This is a genomic window from Mesorhizobium sp. M0848 (assembly GCF_040319805.1).
In the GTDB taxonomy this organism is placed as follows: domain Bacteria; phylum Pseudomonadota; class Alphaproteobacteria; order Rhizobiales; family Rhizobiaceae; genus Mesorhizobium.
On the sequence record NZ_JAMYOM010000003.1, the window covers coordinates 70308 to 90477 of the forward strand.

General features: G+C 62.9%; 17 protein-coding genes and 1 tRNA gene. 8 read left to right on the plus strand and 10 right to left on the minus strand.

Annotated features, from left to right (window positions below):
- Positions 1-22 precede the first annotated feature (22 nt).
- Genes NKH95_RS04040 through NKH95_RS04050 form a run of 3 tightly spaced genes read left to right on the plus strand, consistent with a single transcriptional unit; the run spans position 23 to position 3699 of the window.
- Complete coding sequence (locus NKH95_RS04040; protein ID WP_027035849.1) at positions 23-946, plus strand: ABC transporter permease subunit; 924 nt, start codon at positions 23-25, stop codon at positions 944-946.
- A complete protein-coding gene (locus tag NKH95_RS04045) occupies positions 939-2063 on the plus strand; it encodes an ABC transporter permease (RefSeq protein ID WP_352441325.1) in 1125 nt (374 codons plus the stop codon). Before NKH95_RS04040 ends, NKH95_RS04045 begins: the two co-directional genes overlap by 8 nt.
- 16 nt (positions 2064-2079) lie before the next feature.
- Entirely contained in the window at positions 2080-3699 is a 1620-nt protein-coding gene (locus NKH95_RS04050) for an ABC transporter ATP-binding protein (protein WP_023808496.1), read from the plus strand.
- Between the two features lie 33 nt (positions 3700-3732).
- Here the strand turns inward: NKH95_RS04050 and NKH95_RS04055 are convergent, their stop codons facing one another.
- The 3 genes from NKH95_RS04055 to NKH95_RS04065 all read right to left on the minus strand — a co-directional run bounded on the left by NKH95_RS04055 (position 3733) and on the right by NKH95_RS04065 (position 4963).
- Positions 3733-4077 carry a hypothetical protein gene (locus NKH95_RS04055; RefSeq protein WP_023808495.1) on the minus strand — a complete coding sequence of 115 codons (345 nt, stop codon included), beginning with the start codon at positions 4075-4077 and terminating at the stop codon, positions 3733-3735.
- Between the two features lie 223 nt (positions 4078-4300).
- Entirely contained in the window at positions 4301-4741 is a 441-nt protein-coding gene (locus NKH95_RS04060; RefSeq protein ID WP_023808494.1) for a hypothetical protein, read from the minus strand.
- Between the two features lie 6 nt (positions 4742-4747).
- The gene (locus NKH95_RS04065; protein ID WP_352891112.1) at positions 4748-4963 is read right to left on the minus strand and encodes a hypothetical protein; all 216 of its coding nucleotides are present in this window, start codon (positions 4961-4963) and stop codon (positions 4748-4750) included.
- A 183-nt stretch (positions 4964-5146) separates the two neighbouring features.
- Here NKH95_RS04065 and NKH95_RS04070 point away from each other — a divergent pair, with 183 nt between their 5' ends.
- Positions 5147-5608 carry a hypothetical protein gene (locus NKH95_RS04070; protein WP_352891113.1) on the plus strand — a complete coding sequence of 154 codons (462 nt, stop codon included), beginning with the start codon at positions 5147-5149 and terminating at the stop codon, positions 5606-5608.
- A 442-nt stretch (positions 5609-6050) separates the two neighbouring features.
- Here NKH95_RS04070 and NKH95_RS04075 read toward each other — a convergent pair.
- Positions 6051-6127, minus strand: a tRNA-Pro gene (locus NKH95_RS04075).
- Between the two features lie 200 nt (positions 6128-6327).
- On the opposite strand from NKH95_RS04075, the gene NKH95_RS04080 reads away from it, so the two are divergent.
- Entirely contained in the window at positions 6328-7848 is a 1521-nt protein-coding gene (locus NKH95_RS04080; protein WP_352441323.1) for a phosphomannomutase/phosphoglucomutase, read from the plus strand.
- Between the two features lie 11 nt (positions 7849-7859).
- The gene (locus NKH95_RS04085) at positions 7860-10097 is read left to right on the plus strand and encodes a mannose-1-phosphate guanylyltransferase/mannose-6-phosphate isomerase (RefSeq protein ID WP_352441322.1); all 2238 of its coding nucleotides are present in this window, start codon (positions 7860-7862) and stop codon (positions 10095-10097) included.
- Between the two features lie 23 nt (positions 10098-10120).
- On the opposite strand, the gene betB is transcribed toward NKH95_RS04085, so the two are convergent.
- The 5 genes from betB to betI are packed head-to-tail and all read right to left on the minus strand — an operon-like array spanning position 10121 to position 16388.
- Positions 10121-11584, minus strand: a complete 1464-nt coding sequence (gene betB / locus NKH95_RS04090) for a betaine-aldehyde dehydrogenase (protein WP_352441321.1) — start codon at positions 11582-11584, stop codon at positions 10121-10123.
- Positions 11585-11629: 45 nt separating this feature from the next.
- The gene (gene betA / locus NKH95_RS04095) at positions 11630-13282 is read right to left on the minus strand and encodes a choline dehydrogenase (protein ID WP_352441320.1); all 1653 of its coding nucleotides are present in this window, start codon (positions 13280-13282) and stop codon (positions 11630-11632) included.
- Positions 13275-14276, minus strand: coding sequence for a threonine/serine dehydratase family protein (locus tag NKH95_RS04100; protein ID WP_352441319.1), 1002 nt, complete (start codon positions 14274-14276; stop codon positions 13275-13277). Before NKH95_RS04100 ends, betA begins: the two co-directional genes overlap by 8 nt.
- The gene (betC, locus tag NKH95_RS04105; RefSeq protein ID WP_352441318.1) at positions 14276-15802 is read right to left on the minus strand and encodes a choline-sulfatase; all 1527 of its coding nucleotides are present in this window, start codon (positions 15800-15802) and stop codon (positions 14276-14278) included. Before betC ends, NKH95_RS04100 begins: the two co-directional genes overlap by 1 nt.
- Entirely contained in the window at positions 15792-16388 is a 597-nt protein-coding gene (gene betI, locus NKH95_RS04110) for a choline-binding transcriptional repressor BetI (RefSeq protein ID WP_352441317.1), read from the minus strand. The genes betC and betI overlap by 11 nt, the downstream gene beginning before the upstream one ends.
- A gap of 200 nt (positions 16389-16588) precedes the next feature.
- Here betI and NKH95_RS04115 point away from each other — a divergent pair, with 200 nt between their 5' ends.
- Complete coding sequence (locus NKH95_RS04115; protein WP_127292472.1) at positions 16589-17755, plus strand: acetyl-CoA acetyltransferase; 1167 nt, start codon at positions 16589-16591, stop codon at positions 17753-17755.
- 25 nt (positions 17756-17780) lie between these two features.
- Positions 17781-18785, plus strand: coding sequence for an asparaginase (locus NKH95_RS04120; protein ID WP_352441316.1), 1005 nt, complete (start codon positions 17781-17783; stop codon positions 18783-18785).
- Here NKH95_RS04120 and NKH95_RS04125 read toward each other — a convergent pair.
- Positions 18778-20154 carry a TIGR03808 family TAT-translocated repetitive protein gene (locus NKH95_RS04125; protein ID WP_352441315.1) on the minus strand — a complete coding sequence of 459 codons (1377 nt, stop codon included), beginning with the start codon at positions 20152-20154 and terminating at the stop codon, positions 18778-18780. The genes NKH95_RS04120 and NKH95_RS04125 overlap by 8 nt on opposite strands.
- Positions 20155-20170: the final 16 nt, after the last annotated feature.

The window sequence follows — 20170 nt, forward strand, 5'->3', positions numbered from 1 at the left end:
CTCTGGATCAAGCGGGGCACCGATGCTGCGATACGTATTACGGCGGCTTCTGACCGCCATCCCGACGCTGTTCGTCATCGTGACCATGGCGTTTTTCCTGATGCGCGTCGCGCCGGGCGGCCCATTCAACCAAGAGCGGGGGCTGAGCCCCGAGATCAAGGCCAATCTCGAAGCCCAGTTCGGCCTCAACGACCCGCTCTGGCTGCAATTCGTCCATTATCTCGGCAATCTGCTGCGCGGCAATTTCGGCCCGAGCTACAACATGCCGGACTTCACCGTCACCGAACTCTTCGCCAAGGGCCTGCCTATATCGGTTCAGCTCGGCGCCTCGGCGCTCGTCCTGGCGCTGCTGCTCGGTTGTGTGCTCGGCACCATTGCGGCGCTTAACCAGAACAAGCTTGGCGACTATACGGTGATCGCGCTGGCGACGGCCGGCAGCACCATCCCAACCTTCGTCATCGCGCCGGTGATCCAACTCCTGTTCGGGCTGACCTGGAGGCTGCTGCCGATCGGTGGGTGGGGCGATGGCGCTTTCATCAACAAGGTCGGTCCGGTGTTGACGCTCGCTCTGCCGCAGATCGCCATCGTCGCCCGGCTGATGCGTGGCTCGATGATCGAATCCTTGCGGTCCCATCACATCCGCACGGCGCGCGCGCTCGGCCTGTCCGATTGGTCGGTGGTGGTCAAGCACGCGCTGCGCGGCGCCATCCTGCCGATCGTCTCCTTCACCGGTCCGGCGGCGGCGGCATTGCTGACCGGCTCGGTCATTGTCGAGACGATCTTCTCCATTCCAGGCGTTGGCCGCTATTTCGTCGATGCCGCGCTCAATCGTGACTACACGCTGGTGATGGGAACGGTGGTGGTGATCGCCATCTTTACCATTGTCTTCAACCTGATCGTCGACGTCATGTACGCGGTCGTCGATCCGAGGGTGCGCTATGACTGACATCGCAGCCACAGCCGCCCCCGCCGTCATCGGCCGTTCACTCTGGGGGGATGCCTGGGCGCGTCTCAAGGCCAATCGCGCCGCCATGTTCAGCCTGTACTACCTTGCCCTGATCGGTGTCGTCAGCGTATTCGGGCCGTGGTTCGTGCCACATCAATACACTACCATCTATGCCGACTATGTGCGCATGCCGCCAAGCCTGTCAGCCTATCCGAAGGCCGACATGGTCGAGACGGCGCTTACCGAAGCGATCAAGCGCATGCGGGTCGAGATCAAGGAGTGGCGGCAGGAAGGCAACCAGGTCTTCGTCACCGTCAAGTCGACCAGGCCGATCGACGATCGCAACATCCGTTATCTCGACCGTTCCGATGCCTTTGACGGCACCAAGATCGAGAGCAAGTCGCCCGACGGTCTTGAAGCGACGATGAGCGCCTCGATCAAGCAGCAATATTTCCTGTTCGGCACCGACAACACCGGCCGGGACCTATTGTCGCGCACGCTGATGGCCGGGCGCATATCGCTGGCCATCGGCCTGCTCGCGGGTGTCGTGGCGGTGGTCATCGGCGTGGTCTACGGGGCCGCTGCCGGCTTTGCCGGCGGCAAAATCGACGAGGTGATGATGCGCATCGTCGACGTGCTCTATTCCTTGCCCTTCATCTTCTTCGTCATCATGCTGGTGGTGTTCTTCGGCCGCAACTTCGTGCTGATGTTCCTGGCGGTCGGCGCCGTGCTGTGGCTCGACATGGCGCGGATCGTGCGCGGCCAGGCGCTGTCGATCCGCCGGCAGGAGTATGTCCAGGCGGCGGAAGCCATGGGTGTCGGCCAGCGCGGTATCCTGCTGCGCCACGTCATTCCCAATCTGCTCGGCCCGGTGGTCATCTACATGACGCTGCTGGTGCCGCAGGTCATCATCCTGGAGAGTTTCCTGTCATTCCTGGGGCTCGGCGTGCAGGAGCCGATGACCAGCTGGGGCGTGCTGATCTCGGTCGGCGCCAAGAACATCGGCACCGCCAACTGGCTGCTCCTGTTCCCCGCCTTCTTCCTCGTCTCGACGCTGTTCGCGCTGAATTTCGTCGGCGACGGCCTGCGCGACGCACTTGACCCAAGGGATCGCTAAGATGGGGATCGCCGAGATGGCTGCTTCCGAAACGATCCTCAGCGTCAAGGATCTGCGTGTCCGCTTCCGCACGCTTGACGGCGCCGTCGAAGCAGTCAAGGGCATCAACATCCATGTCAAATCTGGCGAGACCGTTGCCGTGGTTGGCGAATCCGGGTCCGGCAAAAGCCAGACGATGATGGCGGCGATGAGCCTGCTGGCATCGAATGGGGAAGCGACAGGCAGCGTCGATTATCGCGGCCGCAATCTTCTGACGCTTAGCAAATCCGAGCTCAACCAGGTTCGTGGCCGCAAGATCAGCATGATCTTTCAGGAGCCGATGACTTCGCTCGATCCGCTCTATTCGATTGGCAATCAGTTGATCGAGCCGATCCGCCGGCACCGGGGCCTGAATGCCCCCGACGCGCGGGAAGAGGCGCTCAAGCTGCTGCGGCTGGTGCATATTCCCGATCCCGAGCGGCGGATGAAATCCTATCCGCATGAAATGTCCGGTGGCCAGCGCCAGCGTGTGATGATCGCGATGGCGCTCGCCAACGACCCTGACATATTGATCGCCGACGAGCCGACGACGGCGCTCGACGTGACCATCCAGGCGCAGATCCTGATGCTTCTGGCCGAATTGCAGCGCAAGCTCGGCATGGCGATCGTCTTCATCACCCACGATCTTGGCATCGTCCGCCGCTTTGCCGACCGGGTCTATGTCATGCGCCAGGGCGAGGTTGTCGAGGAGGGGGAGGCGGAGGCCATCTTCGTCAATCCCCAGCATGCCTACACGAAAATGCTGCTGGCGTCCGAGCCGACCGGCAGCAAGGCGCCGCCGCCCGCCAATGCTCCGGTGCTGCTTGAAGGCAGAAATGTCGAAGTGACGTTCAGGATTGGCGGCGGGTTTCTTGCTGGTGAACCGCTGATGCTGCGTGCCGTCGATCACATCTCGATCCGGCTGCAGCGCAACCAGACCATCGGCATCGTTGGTGAATCCGGCTCGGGCAAGTCGACGCTCGGCCGCGCCTTGCTGCGGCTGTTGCCGAGCGACGGGCTTATCCGTTTCGGCGATCGCGACATTTCCCAAGCCGACAGGCAGGCGATGCGGCCGCTGCGGCGCCAGATGCAGCTTGTCTTCCAGGACCCGTTCGGCTCGCTGTCGCCGCGCATGACCGTCGGCCAGGTCATCACCGAAGGACTTCTGGTGCATGAGCCTGATCTCTCGGGCAAGCAGCGTGATCAACGCGCGGTCGACGCCTTGCGCGAGGTCGGCCTCGACCCCAACGCACGCAATCGCTACCCGCACGAATTCTCCGGCGGCCAGCGGCAGCGCATCGCCATTGCTCGCGCCATGATCCTGAAGCCCAGGCTGGTGGTATTGGATGAGCCGACCTCGGCGCTCGATCGCTCTGTGCAGAAACAGATCGTCGAACTGTTGCGCAAGCTGCAGGCGGACCACGAATTGTCCTATCTCTTCATCAGCCACGATCTGTCGGTCGTGCGCGCCATGGCCGACTACATCATCGTCATGAAACAGGGCAAGATCGTCGAGGAGGGGCCGACCGAGGCGATCTTCAGCGATCCGCGGCACGCTTACACACAGACGCTGATGGCCGCCGCGATCGACATGACGCGATTTCGCCTGAGCGCCTGAACCAGGCTTCGCACCGATACACTGGCTGTCCGCTCAATTTGTGGAGCTCGGGCACTTGCGTGCTCGCACAGCGGCAATGGCATCCTGTTGCTGCTTGAGCCGGTCGATCCTGGCTGTTTCACGGTTGGCCACCGCGGTCTTCACGCGTGAGCCGCCGAGCAGCCAGCGTGGAACATTGGTGTTGGCGACCTTGCCGCGCGTGATTGCCGTTTGCGAGATGTCACGGGCGACGTCTCCCATCGCCCTGTTGAGGTCGGTGCACGTCATCGAATCGTATTTCGCTGGATCGACGGTTCTGCCGAGCGATGAACAGCCAGCGACGAGAACCAGCGTCATCACGAGAATCAAGGGCGAGGCTGTGGTTGAATTCAAATTCATGTCGCACTCGGCCCGCCGTTCACTGACTCCATCAAGTTCACGACCCTAAGACCGACAGACCTTTTCGTCAAAATATGCGGCCTCGAAGAAACCTCCCACTGGGCCCGGCCTTTGCGGCCGACGCAGGAACATCTCAGTCACTGGAATTGCTATCTGCCGAGTGTTGGGCTCAATCGCTGGCAAACGGAGAGTACCGGTTCCGGCGACGTCGGGGCGGCCTTTCCTACGCTGCCTCGGCCACGAACCTCGACGGGGGGCAACCGCCGAGCACTGTCTGAGCGATGTCGGCGTCATTTTCATCGACATGCGCCGTCACCAGAACGACCCCTTCGGCAACCTCCTGATCATCCGCCTTTATGGCGGCCGTGGCGAATGTTCCAAACAGACCGGCAACGCCGCCACAGACCGCGCCAGCCACCGCTGTTGGCAATACGCCCGCAGCAACAGGATTGATGCCATAGGCCGCAACGGCACTCAGGCAGACCAACCCGCCGGCGGCAGCGCCAAATAACGATCCCAAAGCGGAAACCCGAAGAGATCCCGCCTCGTCATTGTAAGGCCCGATGATCGCGATCTGTACGCGAGGAATTCCGGCTGCCACCAAGTCGCTGGCGACCCGCGCCGCATCGACGGGGGAATCAAAAAGTCTGCAAATCGTCGGCATGGTCGCTTAACGCTTCTGGCTGTTCAGCGTCGTCTCGGTGAGGAATGACGCGGCCATCAGATCGTCAACCTCGATTGGGCCCTCGCCGCCCTCCATGATGGCTGCGACCTTCTGGAAGGTCTTCATCTCGTCTTCGGTAATCTGGGCTTCCTGCATCCTGGCTTTGATCTCTGTCATGCGCATGCTCAGGGCATAGGATTTCTTGGTCTCACGGTTCGACATGCTGCTGCTCATAGTTCATTGATCATTTTTTGCCCGCCACTCGAATTTGGGGCAAGGGCAAACGTTTCCAACCCTGGACTTCGGTCGGGGAGGGGTCGGACCTAAGTCTGGTCGTGGGCCGCAATGGTCTTGCCGACGGCGCCGCCAAAGCATGACCCAGGAATGCGTGCCAAAAGGCCTTTCGTGGCCCGACTCATCAAGAATCGGGCCGGAGATCTGCGATCAGTACCCGTCGTTTTCGATCACAACGGGATGGTGCCGATGGTGGTGACGATGGGTGGAGACGGAACCTGTCACGACAACAGTATCGCGGTGATGATGCCGGCGCCCATGGTCATAAAACGCTACGGTACCATGGCGGCGGTGGTGCAAGCGCTGGCCGTCTTCGTTGATGATCTTGACGCTTTCGTGATGTCGATGATGGGTTCTAACAACCACATCGGCTTCGGCTGCCGAAGCCACAACGGGCAGTCCAAGGGAAAGCGCCAACGCGCACATGATCATTGTTTTCATTGCAGTTTCTCCATTTTCTTAATTAGCCCTTCATTGGATAAACTGCCCCTGATCGCTTTGGTTCCGGTCGTCCGGCATCGACCCGAACGTTCACTGGTCATCGCTGGATCTCGTCAAACGGCGGAACATTAGGCGTGCCTGATGGTTTATTTCCCGCAGCCGGGATCACGATTTGGTGTCTGCTGCGGATCAGTCGGCAAAGGCTGGTCGGCCCGCGTTCTCTGCCAGAGGCGCGGGCTTCCCAGGCAACAGGAGAGAGATAATGAACAATATCATTTGGCTCGTGGGAGCTGTGGTCATCGTGATAGCGATCTTGAGCTTTTTTGGCCTCCGCTGAGGGGGACGCGCGTACCAGTCGGGATGTTTACCCGAAACTGTCCGCGAGCGCACGCATGAAGGCATCAGGCGGCCGGTTGACTGGTTACTGTCCAGTGCAACGGGCATCGCTGTCGGCCGGGTCACAGAGGCACGGCGAATAGAAATTCGCCCATCCGACTGGCGGGGGACGCGAGTAATCTCGCTTGAGGGGCAGGCGGAGCGCCGAAGTCGGGATGCGCTAACTCTTTGTTTTCTCTGGTCGGAGTGGCAGGATTTGAACCTGCGACCCCCTCGTCCCGAACGAGGTGCGCTACCAGGCTGCGCTACACTCCGTGACCAGACCGCGGGCTTATAGCCGCCACACTTGGTTCCTGCAAGCGGCACGGCGGCACTTCTGTCGCATTTCGTCGGCTTTCGTCGAGCATTGCCCGAAAGGCCCGGATTCCCTTCCGGAATAAACATGGCTTAAAGCCTTGTGTGCTAAGCCGCAGCCCTCGACAATTCGTAATTTCGGCCATTCGGAGTTTCCAGTCTTGTCCTTCAGCATCGTTGGCGACGCCCGGCCCAACAGTTTCGAATTCGAAACCACAGCGCTGATCAAGCCATCCGGCTTTCGCGAATATGATGCGCGCTGGTGGTTCGGCCATCCCGGCTCCGCGCAACGACCGGAACTCAATCTGATCGGCGTCCAGGCGCTCGGCATGGGGCTTGGTACGCTGATCCGCCGTCTCGGCGCCGGTCCCGATATCATTACCGGGCATGATTTCCGCTCCTATTCGCTGTCGATCAAACTGGCCCTGGTGTCCGGTTTGATGGCTGCAGGCGCACGGGTGAGGGACATCGGACTGGCGTTGTCGCCGATGGCGTATTTCGCTCAGTTCGCTTTGGATACGCCCTCGGTCGCCATGGTCACCGCTTCGCACAACGAAAATGGCTGGACCGGCGTCAAGATGGGTGCGGCGCGGCCGCTGACCTTCGGCCCGGGTGAGATGAGCGCGCTGAAAGCAATCGTGCTGTCCGGCGATTTTGACCTTATCGGCGGCGGCTCCTACGATTTCATCCGTGACTTTCGCGCGACCTATCTCGACGATCTGACCCGCGACAAGCGCATCGCCCGAAAACTGAAAGTGGTCGCAGCCTGCGGCAATGGCACCGCCGGCGCCTTCGCGCCGCAAGCGTTGCAGCGCATCGGCTGCGAGGTCATCGCGCTCGACGTCGAGCTCGACCATACATTTCCGCGCTACAATCCCAATCCCGAGGACATGCGGATGCTGCATGCCATCCGGGACAAGGTGCTGGCATCAGGCGCCGACATGGGCCTTGGCTTCGACGGCGATGGCGACCGCTGCGGTGTCGTCGACAATGAAGGCAATGAAATTTTTGCCGACAAGGTCGGTGTGATGCTGGCAAGGGATATTTCCAGCCAGCATCCCAACTCGACCTTCGTCGTCGACGTCAAATCGACCGGCCTGTTCCATACCGACGCAATGCTGCGCGCCAATGGCGCCGTCACTGACTATTGGAAAACCGGCCATTCCTACATCAAGCGCCGCGTCGCCGAACTCGGTGCTGTCGCCGGTTTCGAAAAGTCGGGTCATTTCTTTTTCAATCCGCCGATCGGGCGCGGATATGACGACGGCCTGGTCACCGCCATCGCCATCTGCCAGATGCTGGATCGCAGCCCGGGCAGTTCGATGGCCGATCTTTATCGCGCGCTGCCGCTGACCTTTGGCACGCCGACCATGTCGCCGCACTGCGCGGACGAGGTGAAGTATGGTGTGGTCGAACGGGTGGTTGCCGACTTTCAGGCCATGAAGCGGGATGGAAGGGTTTTCGCTGGGCAGAAGATCGCAGACCTCATCACCGTCAACGGCGTGCGCGTCGTCGCCGATGACGGCACCTGGGGGCTGGTGCGCGCCTCGTCGAACAAACCGGAACTGGTCGTGGTGGTCGAAAGCCCGGTGTCGTCGCAGCGTCGACGGGAGATGTTCGAGGCTGTCGACGCCGTGCTGCGCCGCAGCTCCGAGGTGGGCGCCTACAACCAGACCTTTTGAATGGTAGTTGAATGACCGAGCGGATCGTCAGTTTTGTCATGAGCGGTGGCGTCGGCTCGCGGCTGTGGCCGCTGTCGCGCGAGGACAACCCCAAGCAGTTCCACGATCTGTCCGGCGACGGCTCGATGCTGGCCAAGACCTTGCGTCGGCTGACCGCCCGGCTGGAAGGCGGAACGCCGATCTTCCTGATCGCCGCGGAGCGCCATGCTGATCGCGTTCACGCCGATCTTGCTGGTCTCGACCTCGCCGGCGGCGGTCCGCTGTTCGAGCCGACCGGGCGCAACACAGCCGCCGCCGTCGCACTGGCGACGCTGCGCACACTGTCCGAGTTCGGCGACAGCCTGGTGCTGGTGGTGCCGTCTGACCATGAGATATCGACCCCGCGCCAGTTTTGGCAGAGCGTCGAAGCCGGCACCGAGGCTGCGCGCGTCGGCAGGCTGGTGGTGTTCGGCATCAAGCCGACGCAACCAGAGACCGGCTATGGCTATATCGAGGTCGCGGCCGAAAGCGGCGGCACCTTCGACGTGTCGCGCTTCGTCGAAAAGCCGGATATTGCGACTGCGCAGAGCTATCTCAAGGCCGGAAATTTCTACTGGAACACCGGCATCTTCCTGTTTCGCGCCAGCACCATGCGTGACGCCTTCATAGCGTTCCAGCCGGATATCTGGCAGGCCACCGAAGCAGCCTACAAGGCGGCGACATCGGATCTGTCGGGCCTTTACATGCCGCTGGAACTCTACGCCGCCATTCCGTCGAACTCGATCGACTACGCCATCATGGAGCGGGCAAAAGACATCGCCATGGTGCCGGCGGGCTTCCGCTGGAACGATCTCGGCTCGTGGCAGTCGCTGCTCGATGTCGGCCCCGCAGACGACCGGGGCAATGTCATCATCGGCGATGTCGTCGCCATCGATTGCGAGAATTCCTACATTCGCAGCGACGGCCGCCTGCTGTCGGCGATCGGCATGAAGGATATCGCCATCGTTTCGACATCGGATGCCACCTTCGTCGCCCCGGTCAGCCACAGCCAACACGTCAAGAAGATCGTCGAGCAGCTCGAAAAATCGGGTCGCCTGGAAACCAGGTTCACGCCGGCGCATGACCGCGTCATCGAAAGCGGCGCCTGGCGCCGGCGCGTGCATCACTGGCTGTTTCAGGAGACCTTGCCGCTGTGGTCGACATCGGGGGTCGACGAACGCCATGGCGGCTTTCACGAAGCGCTCGGCCTGGACGCCTCGCCGTTGATGAAGCCCAAGCGCATGCGCACCATGGCAAGACAGGTCTATGCTTTCGCCGTCGCCCGGGCGCGCGGCTGGGACGGCCCGGCCGATCGGTTGATCAGCCACGGCATCGCCTTCATGGCCGGCAAGGGCCGCACCGACAAAGGCGGCTGGGTTCGCACGCTGAATGTCGACGGTTCGGTCGCCGACGCCACCGAGGATGCCTACGATCATTCCTGCGTGCTCCTGGCACTGGCGCATGCGCATATGTCAGGCAATCCCGACGCCTTGCGCCTCGGCGAGGAAACCTTCGCCTTTCTCGATGCGCATCTCGAAGACAGCCGCATGACCGGCTTTCTTGAGACATCGGACGGCAAAGGCGAGCGCCGCTCCAACCCGCATATGCACCTGCTCGAGGCCTTTCTCGCCTGGCACCAGGCGACCGGCGAGCGCGCCCATCTGCGGCGCGCGGCACGTATCATCGACCTCTTCCGCAGTCATTTCTTCGATCCGGAAAGCTGGACGCTTGGCGAGTATTTCGATGCCGAATGGAAACCCTCCACCGGCGAGAAAGGGTCATGGACCGAGCCCGGCCACCATTTCGAATGGGCCTCTTTGCTGGTAGATTTCGCCGGGCGTAGCGGCCAGGCCGAGTTGAGCGGCTTTGCCCGAAAACTTTACGCGTCGGCCACTGCCAATGGCCTCAACCGCGCCACCGGGCTTGCCTATGGCGCCGTCTCCAGGCAAGGCCTGCCGCTCGACCTGATATCCCGCAGTTGGCCGCAGGCCGAAGCCGTGAAGGCGGCGATCGCGCTGGATGGCTCTGGCGGCCCCGATCTCAAGCCGGAAATCGAAGCGCGCGTCGGCCGGCTGTTCCGCTGGCACATCGACCCGGCGCCGCTCGGCCTGTGGATCGATCGCATCGACGAGCGCGGCCGCTCGCTGGCATCGGACGTTCCTGCCAGCATCTTCTATCATCTGGTCTGCGCGCTGACGCAGTATCTTGATGGGACGGTGGAGAAGGGATGAGCCCGTATTGAGAGGCCGGCCTCTCAATACGGGCTCGCTACATCCCCAGTCTCGACATACACCGACTTCAGCTGCGAATAGAGTGCCAATGCCGCCAGTGAATTCTCACGTCCGATGCCTGACTGCTTGAAGCCGCCGAACGGGATTTCCACCGGCGTCAGATTGTAGGCGTTGATCCAGCAGGTGCCAGCCTGCAACTCGGCGATGACGCGGTGGGCGCGCGGCAGGTCGCGCGTGAAGACGCCGGCGGCAAGGCCGAATTCGGTGTCGTTGGCGCGGTCGATCACCTCGTCCTCATCGTCGAACTTCAGCACGCTCATGACAGGCCCGAAAATCTCTTCGCGGGCGATGCGCATTGTGTCGGCGACGCCGGTGAACACCGTCGGCTCGACAAAGAATCCGCCTTGGAAACCCTGCAGCGACGGCACGTTGCCGCCGCAGGCAAGCGTTGCTCCGTCCTGCTTGCCGATTTCGATATAGCCGACCACCTTGTCATGCTGCGCCTTGGAGACCAGCGGACCCATCTGGGTTTCGGGGTCGAGCGGGTCGCCGATGCGGATTTTTTTGGTCCGCTCGACAAGGCGTTCGACGAAGCGGTCGTGAATGCCGTTTTGCACGAAGACCCGCGTGCCGTTGGAGCAGATCTGGCCGGTCGAATAGAAATTGCCGAGCATGGCGCCGCCAATGGCGTTCTCGATGTCGGCATCGTCGAACACGATCAGCGGCGACTTGCCGCCGAGCTCCATCGTCGCGTGCTTCATTTTTGAGCCGGCCAGCGACAGCACCTTGCGGCCGGTCAGCACCGAACCGGTCACCGACACCTTGGCGACGACATCGTGGCCGACAAGCCCGGCGCCGACATCGCCATAGCCCTGCACGACGTTGAACAAGCCGTCGGGCAGCCCGGCCTCGCTGTAGATCTCCGCCAGTGCGAGTGCTGAAAGCGGCGTGTTTTCCGATGGCTTGAACACCATGGCATTGCCCATGGCGAGTGCCGGTGCCGATTTCCAGCCGGCGATCTGGATCGGATAGTTCCAGGCGCCGATGCCGACACAGACGCCGAGCGCTTCGCGCCTTGTGTAGGCGAAGGGTCCGCCGAGATCGACCGACTCGCCATTGTAGGCGGCGACGGCGCCGCCGAAATATTCAAGGCAGTCCGCGGCGGAAGGCGCGTCCGCCACCAGCGTTTCCTGGATCGCCTTGCCGGTGTCCAACGTCTCGATGCGGGCGAGGTCGGCATTTCGGGCGCGCAATATGTCGGCGGCGCGGCGCAGGATGCGCCCGCGCTCGACCGGTTTCAGCCGCGCCCAAGCGGGCTGCGCCGCCCGCGCTGCCTCGACGGCGAGCTCCAGCACGTTCGGCGTCGCCGAACGTAGCATGGCGATGGTCTCACCGGTTGCCGGATAGATGACCGGCAGCGGCGCGCCGCCTTCGTCCTCGATGTAGCGTCCATTGACATAGTGCGATGCCGTGGGCTGGGCGCGCATGGTTTTCTCCAGATGTATTCGCTACCAAGTCCGTTCGACAATGCCCTATCGATCCGCGACCTGCCAGCGCGGATTGATCCATGGTTCCTGGTTGGACGGCGCCAGCGGCGTGCGGCCAAGGATGTGGTCGGAAGCCTTTTCGCCGGTCATGATCGAGGGTGCATTGAGATTGCCGTTGGTGACGCGCGGGAAGATCGAGGAATCGGCGACCCGCAATCCTTCGACGCCGATGACCCGGCACTCCGGATCGACGACACTCATCATGTCGTCGGCGCGGCCCATCTTGCAGGTGCCGCAAGGATGGTAGGCGCTCTCTGCGTGATCCCTGATGAAGATGTCGAGATCGTCGTCCGACTGCACGTGGCTGCCAGGCGATATTTCCTTGCCCCGATAGGGGTCGAACGCCGACTGGCCGAAGATCTCGCGCGTCAGCCGGATGCAGTGGCGGAACTCCGCCCAGTCGTCGGGATGCGACATGTAGTTGAAGTGGATCACCGGCTTCGATTTCGGGTCCGGCGAGCGCAGCGTCACAGAGCCGCGCGACTTCGAGCGCATCGGCCCGACATGCGCCTGGAAGCCGTGCGACTTGGCCGCCGCCTTGCCGTCATAACGGACAGCCGCAGGGATGAAATGGTACTGGATATCGGGGTAGTCGACGCCGGCGCGCGAGCGCACGAAGGCCGCCGCTTCGAAATGGTTGGTGGCGCCAAGCCCGGTCTTGAGGAACAGCCACTGCGCGCCGATGAGCGCTTTCGAGAACGGATTCAGCACCGAATTGAGCGTGATCGGCAGCAATGATTCCTGCTGGATGTAGAGCTCCATATGGTCCTGCAGGTTGCGGCCGACGCCGGGTCTGTCGGCCACCACGGCAATGCCGTTTTCGCGCAAATGCTCGGCCGGGCCGATGCCGGACAGCATCAGGATCTTGGGCGAATTGATCGACGAGGCGGCGACGATCACCTCACGTCGCGCCTTAACGACCTGAATCTTTTTGTGAGCTTCGATCTCGACGCCGATGGCGCGTTGATTCTCGATGATCACCCGCCGCGCAAAGCCCTTGACCAGACTCACATTTTTGCGCTTCAGCGCCGGCTTCAGATAGGCTGATGCCGCCGACCAGCGGCGGCCGCCGCTGATGGTCTGCTCCATCGGCCCAAACCCTTCCTGCTTGGAACCATTGTAGTCGTCGGTCAGCTCGAACCCGGCCTGGCGTCCGGCCTCGACGAAGGCGCCGTAGAGCGGATTGCGGCGCGAGCCGCGCTGCACATGCAGCGGACCGCCGTGACCCCGCCAGCCATCCTCGCCGCCATCCGAGTCCTCCATGCGCTTGAAATAGGGGAGCACGTCGGCGAAGCTCCAGCCGGCCGCACCCTCTTCGGCCCAATGGTCGAAGTCGCGGGCATGGCCGCGCACATAGACCATGCCGTTGATCGAAGACGAGCCGCCGATGACCTTGCCGCGCGGCGTCGCCAGCACGCGGCCGCCGAGATGCGGCTCCGGCTCGCTGGCAAAGCCCCAGTCGTAGAGGCTCATGTTGAGCGGGATCGACAGTGCCGACGGCATCTGGATCAGCGGCCCGATATCGGTCCCGCCGAATTCGATGACGATGACCGAATGCTTGCCGTCCTCCGACAGGCGGTAGGCCATGGCCGAGCCGGCCGAGCCGGAGCCGATGATGACGAAATCCGCTTCAAGCATGGTTCATATGCGCCATAAAATCGGCGAGCGAGACATTGCCGCCGGTAGCCACAACCAGGACGGTTTTGCCCGCCACATCCACCTCGCCGCCGAGCAGTGCCGCCAGCGAGGCGGCGCCGGACGGTTCGAGCACCAGCTTCATGCGCTCGAACGCGATCCGCATCGCCCGGCGGACAGACGCGTCGTCGACGGTGATGCCGCGAACACCCGCGGTCTTGACCGCGGCAAACGGCGCGTCGCCTGGCCGTCGCGACATCAGTCCGTCGCAGATCGATTTCGGCCCGATTGGCATCGTCTCGATGGCGCCATGCGCCAGCGACGAGCCCATGCCGTTGAAACCTTCCGGTTCGACGCCGATGATCTCAGTGGCGGGCGACAGATAGTGGAAGGCAAGCGAAACGCCGCCGATCAGTCCGCCGCCGCCGACCGAGCAGAACAAAAGATCAGCGCTGGCACCTTTGGCTTCGAGTTGGTCGAGCGCTTCGAGGCCGGCGCCCGCCTGGCCGGCGACGATCTCCGGATCGTCGAATGGATGCAGCAGCGCCAGCCCCTCGGTCTCGGCGATCTCGCGTGCCTTGGCGGCCGCGACTTCCTCACGTGCGCGCTCGCCGTGGTCGGTCAGCACGACACGAGCGCCATAGCCTGCCGTGGCGTCGCGCTTGGCGGCCGGTGCGTCGATCGGCATGACGATGGTGACCGGAATGGCAAGCGCTTGGCCGGCGGCCGCCAGCCCTTGCGCGAAATTGCCGGAGGAGTAGGCGACGACGCCCTTCTTCGCTTCGTCAGCTGAAAGCTGCTTCAGCCGCCAATAGGCACCGCGCACCTTGAACGAGCCGGCCCATTGCAGCGATTCCGGCTTGATGAAGACGCGGGCCGCACCCGTCTCGCGGGCCAGTGCCGTCGATTCCAGCAGCGGCGTGATCTGCGTCGCCCGGGATGTGACGGCATAGGCCTGCTTGAGATGGTCGAGGGAGGGGACGAGAAGGTCTGACATCATTCGCCTCGCGGATACCTTTTGCTCTCTTCGAGATTGTCTAGGTTCATGTGATTGCGCATGTAACGCTCGGACGCTTTTTGCAGCGGCTGGAAATCCCAGGGGTAATAGGCGCCGTTGCGCAGCGCCGGATAGACGACCCAGCGGCGCGCCTGGCTTTCGCGGACAGCGGCGTCGAAGCCGGCCATGTCCCAGCGCGCCTGGACCTTGTCCATGAATACCGCCACTAGGTCCGCATTGGCCGCGTCGTCGGCCAGATTGTCCCGTTCGAGCGGATCGGCTTCGAGATCGAACAGTTGCGGCGGATCGAGTTCGCAATGGACGAATTTGTATCTGCCGTCGCGGATCGCCACCAAAGGCGCGTTGGACCCTTCGGCGGCATACTCCATCAACACCGGCGCGGTGCGCTCAATGCCCTCGGTGAGCGGCAGCAGCGACTGGCCGTCGGTCCACGGCGCGATCGCGGCGATGTCGATGCCGGCGAGGTCGCAAAGCGTCGGTGCCACGTCGAGATTGGAAACCGGCGTTTCGATCAGCCCGGCCGGCACACCCTTGCCCGCAATCATTAGCGGCACCCGCGCCGAGCCCTCGAAGAAGCTCATCTTGAACCACAGGCCGCGCTCGCCGAGCATGTCGCCGTGGTCCGAGCAGAACAGGATGATTGTGTCGTCGGCCATGCGGGTGCGCTCGAGAACATCCAGGATCTCGCCCAGCTTGTCGTCGACATAGGAGATGTTGGCGAAATAGCCCTGCCGCGAACGACGCACCTGTTCCGGCGTGATCTCGAAAGAAGGATAGTCGCTGGCGTGGTACAGCCGCTGCGAATGCGCATCCTGCTCGTCATGCGCGATGAACCCGGTTTCCGGATCCAGCGCCTGGCAATACTCATAGAGATCCCAATATTGCTTGCGCGCGACATAGGGATCGTGCGGGTGCGACAGCGAGACGGTGAGGCACCAGGGCCGATGGCTCGCATCGTCCTGTTCGCGCGAAAGCTGATAGAGCTTCTGTGTGGCCAGGAACACGACCTCGTCGTCATACTCCATCTGGTTGGTGATCTCGGCAACGCCGGCGCCGGTCACCGAGCCCAGATTGTGATACCACCAGTCGATACGCTCGCCGGGCTTGCGGTAGTCCGGCGTCCAGCCGAAATCGGCAGGGTAGATGTCGGTCGTCAGCCGCTCCTCGAAACCGTGCAACTGGTCCGGCCCGACGAAATGCATTTTGCCCGACAGGCAGGTGTAGTAGCCGGCGGCGCGCAGATGATGGGCAAAGGTGGGGATCGATGAGGCGAATTCGGCCGCATTGTCATAGACGCCGGTGCGCGACGGCAACTGTCCGCTCATGAACGAAGCACGCCCTGGCGCGCAGAGCGGCGAGGCCGTGTAGTTGTTGGCAAAGCGCGCCGAACGCGCGGCCAACGCTTTCAGATGCGGTGTGTGCAGAAACTCCGCCGGGCCGTCCGGAAACAGGGTTCCGTTGAGCTGGTCGACCATGACGATCAGAAAATTTCGCTTAATTGTCACTTTTGCGCCGCTCGCCGAGTTTTGTTTCGAGATAGTCCTCGACCAGCGCGATCGCGGTCGCGGCATCGGGCACGCCGTCTTTCAGCGCCCGCCTGATGTAGAGCCCGTCGATCATCGCCGCTGTCGCTTCGGCGGCGCGGTCGGCTTCGGCTCTGGGCAAGATGCCGACAAGCCCGCTCATCAGGTTCGAATGCAGTCGCCGCGCATAGACCCTGAGCAGTCGGCGCAACGCCGATGATTTCTGCGCCTCGACATAGAAGGCGAGCCAGGCGGCGATGGTTTCCGGCTGGAACTGGATGTCGGAGAAGTTGACGGCGACCACCGCCGAGACGCGCTCGCGCGCGGTATTGGCCGAACCAAGGGCGCGCAACGTGTCGGCGGTCAGTTCGGCCAGGATGTGGCGCATCGTTGCCAGCAGCAGCTCGTCCTTGGCGCCGAAATAGTGATGGGCAAGGGCCGACGAAACCCCTGCGCGCCCGGCGATTTCGGACATGGTCACGTCGAGCGAGCCGCGCTCGCCGATCGCCGAGATCGTCGCGTCGATAAGCGCCTTGCGGCGCAGCGGTTCCATTCCGATTTTCGGCATCTTGCAATGATCCCTTTCGAGTAGGATTATTTTTTATTGACGGGTCAATCAACAAAAAAATCAGCACTGGCGTCGCCTGTACCAAGCGATTGTCTGCTCCCAGCCCTTCACGAGGCGAGCAGGATTGTTTATATTTGAACAATAGAGGCGAAATGCGCCGTGGCCCACATGCTAGGCTGGCGCCAAGGATGGAGACCGCCATGACCGCATGCATCGTTGGCTGGGCGCATTCGCGCTTCGGCAAGCTCGAGGGCGAAACGCTCGAGAACCTCATCGTCAAGGTCGCTACGGACGCGCTCGACCATGCCGGCATCGGTCCCGACGAGGTCGACGAGATCGTGCTCGGCCACTTCAATGCCGGCTTTTCGGCACAGGATTTTACCGCCAGCCTGGTGCTGCAGGCCGACGACCGGCTGCGCTTCAAGCCGGCGACGCGCGTCGAGAACGCTTGCGCCACCGGATCGGCGGCGGTCCGCCAGGGCATCCGTGCCATCGACGCGAATGCCGCTCGCATCGTGCTGGTGGTCGGCGCGGAGCAGATGACGACAACGCCGGGGCCGGAGATCGGCAAAAACCTGCTCAAGGCGTCCTATCTGCCCGAGGACGGCGAGACACCGGCGGGTTTCGCTGGCGTCTTCGGCAAGATCGCGCAGGCCTATTTTCAGCGCTACGGCGACCAGTCGGATGCGCTGGCCATGATTGCCGCCAAGAACCACAAGAACGGCGTCGATAATCCCTATGCGCAGATGCGCAAGGATTTCGGCTATGAGTTCTGCCGCCAGGAGAGCGAGAAGAACCCGTTCGTTGCCGGCCCGCTGAAGCGCACCGATTGCTCGCTGGTCTCCGATGGCGCTGCCGCCCTTATCCTCGCCGACACCGCGACGGCACTGAAGATGCGCCGTGCCGTTGCCTTCCGCGCCAACGAGCATGTGCAGGATTTCCTGCCGATGTCGAAGCGCGACATCCTGACCTTCGAAGGCTGCGAACAGGCCTGGACCCGGGCGCTCAAGAACGCCGGCGTGACGCTCGACGATCTCTCCTTCGTCGAAACGCATGACTGCTTCACCATTGCCGAACTGATTGAATATGAGGCGATGGGCCTTGCCAAGCCGGGAGAGGGGGCCAAGCTGGCGCTGGACGGCACAACGGCTAGGGATGGTCGCCTGCCGGTCAATCCATCCGGCGGGCTGAAGGCCAAGGGCCATCCGATCGGCGCCACGGGCGTGTCCATGCATGTCTTGACCGCCATGCAGCTTGTCGGCGAGGCCGGCGGCATCCAGGTGCCGGGCGCAAAACTTGGCGGCATCTTCAACATGGGCGGTGCGGCGGTGGCCAACTACGTTTCCATTCTCGACCGGATCAGATAAACCGCCCGCATTTACGGGAGGGTTCATGACAAATCCGGTTCTGATCGAAGTGTTGCGCGGCGCGGTCGTCGAGAGCGCGCATCGCGGCTCAGTCGCGGTCTTCGATGGCGACGGCAAGCCTGTCTGGGAGATCGGCGACACGGCCAAGCCGGTGTTTCCGCGCTCGGCGGTCAAGGCGATCCAGGCATTGCCGCTGGTCGAAAGCGGGGCGGCCGATGCCTATGGTTTCGGCAACCGCGAACTGGCGCTTGCCTGTGCGTCCCATTCGGGCGAGCCGGCCCATGTCGAACTGGCGCGATCCATGCTGGCCAAGGCCGGGCTGGACGGTTCGGCTCTCGAATGCGGCACGCATTGGCCGTCCAATCATGATGCTGAGATTGCACTCGCCCGCGGCGGCGGCTCGCCGAACGCATTGCACAACAATTGTTCCGGCAAGCATTCCGGCTTCCTCTGCACCTGCGTCCACGCCGGCATTGCACATCGCGGCTATGTCAAGCCGGGACACGGCCTGCAGGAGATGGTGCGCGATGCCATGCAGTCGGTCACGGGCGCTGTCCATGGTGAGGACCAGCGAGCCATCGATGGCTGTTCGATCCCAACCTATGCGGTGCCGCTCAGGAGCTTCGCGCTCGGCTTTGCCCGCATGGCCACGACATCAGGTTTTGGCCCAGAGCGAGCCAAGGCTGCAAAGCGGCTGCTTTCCGCCTGCATGGCCGAGCCCTTCTTGGTTGCCGGCAGCGGCCGCGAAGACGTCGCGCTGATGCAGGCCGCACCAGGGCGGATTTTCACCAAAGGCGGCGCCGAGGGCGTCCATTGTGCCGCAATTCCGGAGCTCGGTCTCGGCATCGCGCTCAAATGCGACGATGGCGCCGGCCGCGCCGGTGAAGCCATGGCTGCCGCCGTCCTTGCCAAACTGTTGCGCGCCGACGAGGCCTTGGCGTTCAAGCTGAGCGAATTGGCAAACACGCCCATCGAAAACCGCAACGGTGCCAAGGTCGGGGCGCTGAGGCCGACAGCAGCCCTCAACTGACGTGATTGCGCTCGACGGTCAGATGCGCATAGCCGGTATTGTCCGATGACGTGAGATCGCCAGTCGCCGGTTCGGCCCAGCGCTGGCCGACAATGGCGCCGTTCAGCGCACCGTCGATGACATTGTCTGAAATGATGGCCGTACCGGCGCCCTCGACCACGGATACGACGATCCCGGTTCCGGCCTTGCGAATGATGTTGCCGGTGGCGACGACATTGCGCAGGTACGGGCCCCAGCCGATCTGCATGCCATAGAGCGGCGTGTTCTCGATGACGTTGTTGGAAACGGTTGTGTCGGCTTCGACGCCGATGCCAACGCCAAACCCTGGCGAGTCGGCGGGGTAGGGGCCGCTGGTCGACAGATTGCGCACAATGTTGCCCGAGCAGACGCCCATGCGGCCGCCTTCGTTGAAATTGACGATCGAGATGCCGTTGGCGGCACCGTCGACGATGTTGTTGCTGATGATGGCGCCTTCGAACGAGAATTCGGAATAGACCGCCGTTTCGCCCGAGCGCGAGCAGGTGTTGCCCGATATCTGCAGGTTGCTGGCGCTGTTGGCCCGGATCGCCGAGAAGGCGCAGTCCGAGACGATGTTGCCCGAGATGACGACATTGCCGGCGCGAAAGGCATTGATGCCGTTGCCGTTCTGCCCGGTTCCGCCGCCGCGTGCCTGGATCCGTTGGACGCGGTTGCCGGTGACCATGGTGCCGTCTTCCGCCGCCTGCCAGCGGTGCACGAGGATGCCGCCATTGGCGCAATCGGAGACGGTGTTGCCCGTGATAGACAGCCCGCCAGCCTCGACCGAGTAAATGCCGGCATCGGCGGCACCCGATATCTCGCTGCGCTCGACCCCGCCCGCCGCATGTTCCAGCGCCAGTCCGTTCTTGCCGCTGCCGGTGATCTGGCAATTGTCGATGGCGAGGTGCGCGATACGGCGCAGATCGAGCAGCCCTTGCGTGTAATCGCCCATCGTGCGGTTCGAACCATCGAAGACCAGACCGCTAAGTTCGATATGGTCGGCCTGTTCGGCCATGAACAGGTGGCCGTCACCGCCGTAGACGATGCGCGTCGCGCCCGGCACGCCGGAAAGACGCACGCGGCCGGGCAGCGAAAGATTGGAGACGACATAGGTGCCGGGCGGCAGGAATATCGGCATGTCGCGGCTGTTTGCGTCACGCAGGAGTTTGGCGAAGGCCTTGCTCTGATCGTCTGATGTGCCGGGCTGCACGCCGAGGTCGGTGGCATTGATCGAGCCGCGGATCGAGGCTTTCTCGATGCCAGTCAGGTTTGCGGCCACCGCCTTGCCAAGCGCAAGCCCCATGACGGCAAAGCCGGCGGTCCCGGTCAGCAGCGTTCGTCTGTTCAACATCGGCACAGAATCCCAG

Bases quoted from the DNA above. Each gene is read 5' to 3' on its own strand.
- NKH95_RS04040 (WP_027035849.1), top strand. From the start codon at position 23: ATGCTGCGATACGTATTACGGCGGCTTCTGACCGCCATCCCGACGCTG.
- NKH95_RS04045 (WP_352441325.1), top strand. From the start codon at position 939: ATGACTGACATCGCAGCCACAGCCGCCCCCGCCGTCATCGGCCGTTCA.
- NKH95_RS04050 (WP_023808496.1), top strand. From the start codon at position 2,080: ATGGCTGCTTCCGAAACGATCCTCAGCGTCAAGGATCTGCGTGTCCGC.
- NKH95_RS04055 (WP_023808495.1), bottom strand. From the start codon at position 4,077: ATGAATTTGAATTCAACCACAGCCTCGCCCTTGATTCTCGTGATGACG.
- NKH95_RS04060 (WP_023808494.1), bottom strand. From the start codon at position 4,741: ATGCCGACGATTTGCAGACTTTTTGATTCCCCCGTCGATGCGGCGCGG.
- NKH95_RS04065 (WP_352891112.1), bottom strand. From the start codon at position 4,963: ATGTCGAACCGTGAGACCAAGAAATCCTATGCCCTGAGCATGCGCATG.
- NKH95_RS04085 (WP_352441322.1), top strand. From the start codon at position 7,860: ATGACCGAGCGGATCGTCAGTTTTGTCATGAGCGGTGGCGTCGGCTCG.
- betB (WP_352441321.1), bottom strand. From the start codon at position 11,584: ATGCGCGCCCAGCCCACGGCATCGCACTATGTCAATGGACGCTACATC.
- betA (WP_352441320.1), bottom strand. From the start codon at position 13,282: ATGCTTGAAGCGGATTTCGTCATCATCGGCTCCGGCTCGGCCGGCTCG.
- NKH95_RS04100 (WP_352441319.1), bottom strand. From the start codon at position 14,276: ATGTCAGACCTTCTCGTCCCCTCCCTCGACCATCTCAAGCAGGCCTAT.
- betI (WP_352441317.1), bottom strand. From the start codon at position 16,388: ATGCCGAAAATCGGAATGGAACCGCTGCGCCGCAAGGCGCTTATCGAC.
- NKH95_RS04115 (WP_127292472.1), top strand. From the start codon at position 16,589: ATGACCGCATGCATCGTTGGCTGGGCGCATTCGCGCTTCGGCAAGCTC.
- NKH95_RS04120 (WP_352441316.1), top strand. From the start codon at position 17,781: ATGACAAATCCGGTTCTGATCGAAGTGTTGCGCGGCGCGGTCGTCGAG.
- NKH95_RS04125 (WP_352441315.1), bottom strand. From the start codon at position 20,154: ATGTTGAACAGACGAACGCTGCTGACCGGGACCGCCGGCTTTGCCGTC.